At 69.6% G+C, this 6,672-nt stretch carries 6 protein-coding genes; 2 read left to right on the top strand and 4 right to left on the bottom strand.

The window, feature by feature from the left end:
- Positions 1-125 precede the first annotated feature (125 nt).
- The gene (locus tag GSI01S_RS12065) at positions 126-791 is read right to left on the bottom strand and encodes a histidine phosphatase family protein (RefSeq protein ID WP_006896842.1); all 666 of its coding nucleotides are present in this window, start codon (positions 789-791) and stop codon (positions 126-128) included.
- A gap of 350 nt (positions 792-1,141) precedes the next feature.
- Here GSI01S_RS12065 and GSI01S_RS12060 point away from each other — a divergent pair, with 350 nt between their 5' ends.
- Positions 1,142-2,413, top strand: a complete 1,272-nt coding sequence (locus GSI01S_RS12060; protein WP_006896841.1) for an ROK family transcriptional regulator — start codon at positions 1,142-1,144, stop codon at positions 2,411-2,413.
- Between the two features lie 24 nt (positions 2,414-2,437).
- On the opposite strand, the gene GSI01S_RS12055 is transcribed toward GSI01S_RS12060, so the two are convergent.
- The 3 genes from GSI01S_RS12055 to GSI01S_RS12045 form a co-directional block, all read right to left on the bottom strand.
- Positions 2,438-3,181 carry a substrate-binding domain-containing protein gene (locus tag GSI01S_RS12055; protein ID WP_006896840.1) on the bottom strand — a complete coding sequence of 248 codons (744 nt, stop codon included), beginning with the start codon at positions 3,179-3,181 and terminating at the stop codon, positions 2,438-2,440.
- Positions 3,182-3,242: 61 nt separating this feature from the next.
- Complete coding sequence (locus GSI01S_RS12050; RefSeq protein ID WP_006896839.1) at positions 3,243-4,142, bottom strand: adenylate/guanylate cyclase domain-containing protein; 900 nt, start codon at positions 4,140-4,142, stop codon at positions 3,243-3,245.
- Positions 4,135-5,313 (bottom strand): TetR/AcrR family transcriptional regulator, encoded by a 1,179-nt coding sequence (locus GSI01S_RS12045; RefSeq protein WP_006896838.1) that lies wholly within the window; start codon positions 5,311-5,313, stop codon positions 4,135-4,137. Before GSI01S_RS12045 ends, GSI01S_RS12050 begins: the two co-directional genes overlap by 8 nt.
- Before the next feature lie 125 nt (positions 5,314-5,438).
- On the opposite strand from GSI01S_RS12045, the gene GSI01S_RS12040 reads away from it, so the two are divergent.
- Positions 5,439-6,650, top strand: coding sequence for an acetyl-CoA C-acetyltransferase (locus GSI01S_RS12040; protein ID WP_006896837.1), 1,212 nt, complete (start codon positions 5,439-5,441; stop codon positions 6,648-6,650).
- The last annotated feature ends 22 nt before the right edge of the window (positions 6,651-6,672 follow it).

Raw genomic sequence — 6,672 nt, 5'->3', positions numbered from 1 at the left:
TTTCGACTCGCTGCGCTCGCTCAACCAGCCTTGTGGGGGCCGCTCGACGAGCCTGGGGAGGGCGCGCTCGCTCAACAAGCGTGTGGGGGCCGCTCAACGAGCCAGGGGACGAGCATCGGGCGGCGCTAGCGGTAGGTCAGGAGGCCGGAGTCGAGGGCGGCGAGGTGTTCGTGGGCGTTGAAGGAGACGAGGGTCAATCCGCTGCGGCCGGCGAGGATCTTGGTGATCGAGGTGTTGACGAAGGTGCGCGACATCTGTGGCCACGACTGCGGCGGGATGTCCCACAACTGTGCCACCAACTGGGTGATGGAACCGGCCGACGACACCACGAGCACGTTCTTTCCCGACCCGGCCGCATCAGCGGCACGGTCGGCTGCGGCGCGGGTCCGCTTGGCGTACATCGCGTACGTCTCGGGGCCGATGTCGGCGCCGTCGACCCATTCGTGCAGGGCGCTGGTGATGGCGTCCTGGAAGGGTCTGCCGCCGTCACGGTAGATGTCGTCTCCCTCCGGGAGGGGCGGCGTGACGTACTCGTTCCAGTCGGGATCGATCGTCGGCGCTGCGGCGTCGGGAAAGGCTTCGAGGACGCCGGCCATCGTCGCGCGCTGTCGGGGGAGATCGCCGCAGAACATGGCATCGAATCCGGTCACCTGTCGGGCGAGCGCTCGGCCGGCGGCGCGAGCCTGAGCGAAGCCGAGCTCCGTGAGGCCGGGGCCGCTCACGGCGTCGGCGTCGGGTCCGTAGGCGTGCGCCGGAGCCTGACCGTGCCGGACGATGTACAGAACTCCCACGCCATTCCTCGCTGCCGAGCCGTGGCCCGCGAACCGCGAGCCGGAACCGATCACACCGTCTCGCGCCCGGGGCGACTGAGGCGGCTGCCACATTCTCAACCTATCGGGTGCTCCTCACTTGCACGCGGACAGGGTGCTTGCTACTTTTGGCGATCATGACCAGTCAGCTCGCCGCCATCGGGGAGGTCACGTATGTGACCACCGCTCTCGGATGCCGTCTGCCGCTGGCCCGGGTCCTTTGTTGTTGCCGAATGCGCTGACCCAGCTCCGCCTCGCGCTGATCTGCGCGAGACCACTCGCGGCGTGACCGCCTCTGCCGGTCCGCCCAGGCAACAGGACTCCAAAGAAACATGACTTCTGCTCTCGACCGTCCGATCCTGTCGAAATCCGCTCCCGTCGGCGTCGTGGTTCGCCCCGTCGCGGGCGCCGCCTCCCGACCCGTTGCGAAACCGTCCGCCCCGCACGTCACCACGGCGAAGCTGCAACTCTCCACCAAGGCCGCCGCGCTGGTGCTGCGCACGGCGCGGGTGTCCGGACCGGTGTTCCGCGACGACGCCGCCGCCCTGACGGGGCTGTCCATCTCCACCGTCAACCGTCAGGTGAGCGCATTGCTCAAGGCCGGCCTCATCCGTGAGCGCGCCGATCTGACCCCGCCCGGTGCGGTCGGGCGTCCGCGAGTTCCGTTCGAGATCAACACCGACGGATACCTCACGGTCGGCATCCACATCGGTTACAAGGTCACCTCGATCACGACCCACGATCTCCAGCATCGGGTGGCCGGTGCGATCGCGATTCCCACTCCCCAGGCCGAGGACCCCGAGGCGGTCGTAGCTCAGATCGGTGCCAGCGCCCGCCGGTTCGCCGACCGCTGGGTGGGCAAGCGCCTGTTGTGGGCCGGCGTGGCCATCGGTGGTCGCGTGGCCGACGGCGGCTTCGTCGACCATCCCCGTCTGGGCTGGGAGGGCGTCCCGGTCGGCAGGCTGATCGCCGAGTCGCTCGGACTGCCGGTATCGGTCGCATCGCACGTCGAGGCCATGGCCGCAGCCGAACAGGTCGTCAATCCCGCCGACCAGAGCCAGAACTTCCTCTACTTCTACGCTCGCGAAATGGTGGGCATCGCGTTCAGCGTCGACGGTGCCGTGCACACGCCGGCCGCAGGCCCGCCCACCATCGGGCACTTCCCGACCGGTCCGACCACCCTGCTCGATCCCGACCGCACCGGACGCCTCGAGCCGACGGTCAGCGATTCGGGCATCCTCTACGCGGCCCAGCGAGCCGGACTCGAGGTCGATTCCCTCGACGAGCTGCGGACGCTGGCACGGACCGGGAACACGGTCGCCAACGACGTCCTGACCGAACGCGGCGAGGTGCTCGGCCGCACGGTGGCGCTGATCTCGGACATCTTCAATCCCGACCACGTCATCCTCGGCGGACAGGCCTTCACCGACTACCCGGAGGCGCTGCCGGCCGTGAGCAAGGCGCTGCGCGCCACCACGGTCATCACCCAGCGCGACGTCCGCGTGGCACGTTCGGCCATCACGGTGCAGCAGAAGGCGGCGGGTGCGGTCGCACTCGACGCGATCTACGCCGACCCGCTCGACGCACTGTCGTACACCGCGTAGCCACACGACGCCGCGGCGCGCGGCCTACCCGGACGGCGGACCGAAGCCCTCACGGGAGAGGACTTCGCCGCCGGTGGGACCGATGACCGTCTTCACGAAGTCTTCGGCCAGCGACTTGTCGTCACTGGACCGGACGACGGCGATCGGATATCTGTTGATCGCCTTGGCGAACACCGGATCGTCCACCGTGGAGACGCTCACGCCGAGGCCGGGGCGAGCCTGCGTCTGGTAGGCGAGAGCGGCGTCGGCGCGCCCGGACGCCACGTACGCGACCGCGGCCTCGCCGGAGTCGACGTGGATCGGATCGGTGAGCGCGGCCGACTCGATCCGTTCGACGTCCACCACGGCCGCACCGCACGGCAACCGGTCGGAGCACACCGCCACCCGGAGACCGGAGCGCGCGAGGTCGGCGAACCCCGTGACATGGCCGGGGTTTCCCGGCGGAACCACGATGACCAGCGAGTTGGAGGCGAAGCGCCGGGGGCCGATCACCCGCCGGCCGAGCCTGTCCATCGACGCCTCGTCGTCGGTCGCGATGACATCGGCCGACGCAGCCGAGGGGCCGGCGACGGTGACCCGGGCGCCGGGGTGCTGTTCCTCGAACTCGGTCGCGATCGCCGCCATCACGGCCTGCAGCGACGACGGAGCCGACACCGTGATGGAGGAGTCCTCCGTGCCTGGCGAGCATGCGGTCGTCACGCCCGTGAGCAGGAGCGCGGCGGCCCCCGCCAGTGCGCTGCGGCGCGGGGTGGAACTCCGGGTCCTCATGCCTTCAGACCTTAGAAGGTGCGGCGCCGGCGGTCCGGCGCACCCGGCCCATCCGGCCGCCTCACGCCGTCCAGTTGCGGTCGCGCACGAGCTTGTACGCGCGCAGCTTGCGGTAGCCGCGTACCGAGAGCGACGGGATCGGCCCGACGTGTGTCGCGGCGTTGTCGCGGAGTGCGGTGGCGAGGGCCTCGTCGATCAATGTGGTGCCCGACCGCGCCGCGCTCGCCAGCCGGGAGGCGATGTTCACGGGCTCGCCGAAGACATCGCCCATCCGCATCAGCACGTCGCCGCGGGCCATGCCGATGCGTAGGCTCGGCAACTCGCCGTCGGTGCTGAGACGGTGCAGTTCGACGGCGATCTCCGCGGCCGCGCCGGCGTCGATGACGGTGAACAGCACCGCGTCGCCGATCGTCTTCACGATCTGACCACCGTGGTCGGTGATGATCGTGTGCGCCGCGGACTCGAAGGTCTCCAGCAGCGTCTCGAGTTCGGCCATCCCGAGACGCCGGGACAGTGAGGTGTAGCCGACGATGTCGGCGAATCCGACGACCACCTCGGTGTGCTCGGCTGCCCGGCCGGCGTCGGTGAGTCCCACCGCCAGATGCCGCCGCCAGACGAGATCCTGCACTCGTGCGAGCGCCTCGACCATCTCCTCGGCCGTGGCGTCGACGGTGGGGTCGGCCGCCAACCGAGTGATCTCCTCGGCCTGCCACTGCGCCAGTCGCGCGGTGGCCTGTCCGATCGCCCGCGCCGCGGCGAGTTGGGCGGTGGAGTCCATGGCCTGATCGTTGCCGGCGAAGACGCCGAGCGCGGCCAGGTCCTCCTCGGAGAAGCGCTGACCCGAGCCGCCCTCGCCGCGGGCGAAACCGAAGGCGTTCCAGAACCGCTGCGCGTACTCCGGATCGAGCCGCAGGGCGGTGATCAGTTCGTCCCGCGAGTACTCGAGCGGAGGGTCAGACACCCATCACACCTTTCATGAGGTAGGCCATGCGGGCGGCGAACTCGGGGCGCGGTGTGCTGCGCGGCAGCCGGACCGCATCGTTGACGATCGCCAGTGCTGCATGCACCGCCAGGACCGCCGATCCTGGCGGCCGGTCGGCGTCGATGTCGGTGAGCAGCTGCACCCAGCGTGCCACGTAGCGGCGCTGCACCGCCAGCAGTTCGGCGGCCTGCGGTTCGCCCGCGAGGACATAGGAACTGACGAAGCCGACGAGCAGGTCGGGGGAGGAGGTGACGGCGTCGACGTAGTGGTCGACCAGTGCGTTCAGCCGCCCCGCCGGATCGGGTGTGATCGCGTACGCGGCCATCACGCCGGCCTCCAGTCGCATGGCGCTGCGCTGGCTGATCGCGACGAGGATCGCCAGCTTCGACGGGAAGTGCTTGTAGACGCTCGGACCGGTGATTCCGACCGCCGCGCCGATCTCGTCCATTCCCGTTCCGGCGAAGCCGTTCTCGGCGAACAGGCGGGCGGCGGCGTCGAGGATCTCGTCGCGCCGGGTGGGGGCGTCGTCGCCCGGCCCGGCGGTCTGGCGCAGGGGAACGGCGTGGCTCGGCGTGAGCCGGATGGTCTGGCGGACCAGTGCGAGGACCATCTCCTCCATCTCGTGCGCACCGCTGCGAACGGCACGCCCGGCGCCGCTGCCGACCACGCTGAGCACGGCGCCCGCCAGATACATCGACTCGCGTTCGGTGAGCTCGGGCCGGTCGGCGCGGATGGCCGAGGCCCACTGTCGGAGCACGGCGCGGGTGCGGCGGACCACATCGGCGTTCTCGTCGGCCGACAGGTGCTGTCCCGACCAGCGCCACAGCGACGTGGCATGCGGGTTGGAGATGCTCAACTCGGTGACGCTGGCGGCGAGGGCATCGGCCGGATGGTCGCTGCTCGCGAGGTCGGCGCCCGCGGTGCTCTCCTCGAGCTCGTCGACGCGGGTCTGGACCGCTGCCAGCAGCAGCGCCTGCTTGTCGGCGAAGTGCCGGTACACCGTCGGCGCGCTCACGCCCGCTCGGCGGGCGATGTCGGTGACCGACACATGCGGGTAGCCGCGCTCGGCGAACAGCACTGTCGCTGCATCGATGAGCTGGCGGCGCCGATCCGTCGACCGCGTGCGCCGGGTCGCCTTGGTGGTTGTCATGATGAACCGACCATAGCCGATGGATGGCTGTATATGAACCACTTGACCACTGGGTATAGCCAAATACGTTATTGCGGGTTAGCCTACGAGGGAAACCATTCTCGGTTCGTGTGAAAGGAACACCTGTGTCCGACGAAGCATTCATCTACGAGGCGGTCCGTACGCCCCGTGGCAAGCAGCGCGGAGGCTCGCTGCACAGCGTCAAGCCGATCGACCTGGTCTCGGGTCTGATCGACGGACTGCTGACCCGCCACAGCGATCTCGATCCGAAGGACATCAACGACGTGGTCCTCGGCGTCGTGTCGCCGGTCGGGGAGCAGGGTGCGGTCATCGCGCGTACCGCCGCCCTCACCTCGGGTCTCGGCGAGAGCGTTCCGGGCACCCAGATCAACCGCTTCTGCGCCTCGGGCCTGGAGGCCGTGAACCTGGCCGCGGCCAAGGTCCGCTCGGGCTTCGACGATCTGGTCCTGGCCGGCGGCGTGGAGTCGATGTCGCGTGTGCCGATGGGCAGCGACGGCGGTGCGCTCTTCATGGACCCCGCCACCGCGTACGACAACTACATCGCTCCGCAGGGCATCGGCGCCGACCTGATCGCCACCATCGAGGGCTTCTCGCGTGAGGACGTCGACGCCTACGCCGCCGAGTCGCAGCGTCGCGCCGCCCAGGCATGGGACGAGGGCCGCTTCGCGAAGTCGATCATCCCCGTCAAGGACATCAACGGCGTCACGCTGCTCGACAACGACGAGCACCGCCGTCCCGGCACCACCGTCGAGAGCCTCGGCAAGCTGAAGCCGGCGTTCGCGGGCCTGGCGGCCATGGCCGGATTCGACGACGTCGTGATGCAGAAGTACCCGAACGTCGAGCAGGTCAACCACGTCCACACCGGCGGCAACAGCTCCGGCATCGTCGACGGCTCGGGTCTGGTCCTGGTCGGTTCGGAGGAGGCGGGCAAGCGCAACGGCCTCACCCCGCGCGCCCGCATCGTGTCGTACGGCGAGGTCGGCAGCGAGCCGTCGATCATGCTCACCGGTCCCACCCCGGCCACCGAGCTCGCGCTCAAGCGCGCCGGCCTGACCGTCGACGACATCGACGTCTTCGAGCTCAACGAGGCGTTCGCGTCGGTCGTCATGAAGTGGATGAAGGACCTCAAGGTTCCGCACGAGAAGGTCAACATCAACGGCGGCGCCATCGCGCTCGGCCACCCGCTCGGCGCCACCGGCGCGATGATCATGGGCAGCACCCTCGACGAGCTCGAGCGCGTCGGCGGCCGCTACGGCCTGGTCACCCTCTGCATCGGCGGCGGCATGGGCGTCGCGACCGTCATCGAGCGTCTCTGATCGCCCCGGAACTAGAAGGAAA

This window comes from Gordonia sihwensis NBRC 108236 (genome assembly GCF_000333035.1).
GTDB classification, from domain to species: Bacteria; Actinomycetota; Actinomycetes; order Mycobacteriales; family Mycobacteriaceae; genus Gordonia; species Gordonia sihwensis.
The sequence above is the reverse complement of the archived record's forward strand: the minus strand, read 5'-3'. Positions and strand labels throughout refer to the sequence as shown.

Excerpts from the sequence above, each read along its gene's own strand:
- GSI01S_RS12060 (WP_006896841.1), top strand. The coding sequence starts at position 1,142 with ATGACTTCTGCTCTCGACCGTCCGATCCTGTCGAAATCCGCTCCCGTC.
- GSI01S_RS12055 (WP_006896840.1), bottom strand. The coding sequence starts at position 3,181 with ATGAGGACCCGGAGTTCCACCCCGCGCCGCAGCGCACTGGCGGGGGCC.
- GSI01S_RS12045 (WP_006896838.1), bottom strand. The coding sequence starts at position 5,313 with ATGACAACCACCAAGGCGACCCGGCGCACGCGGTCGACGGATCGGCGC.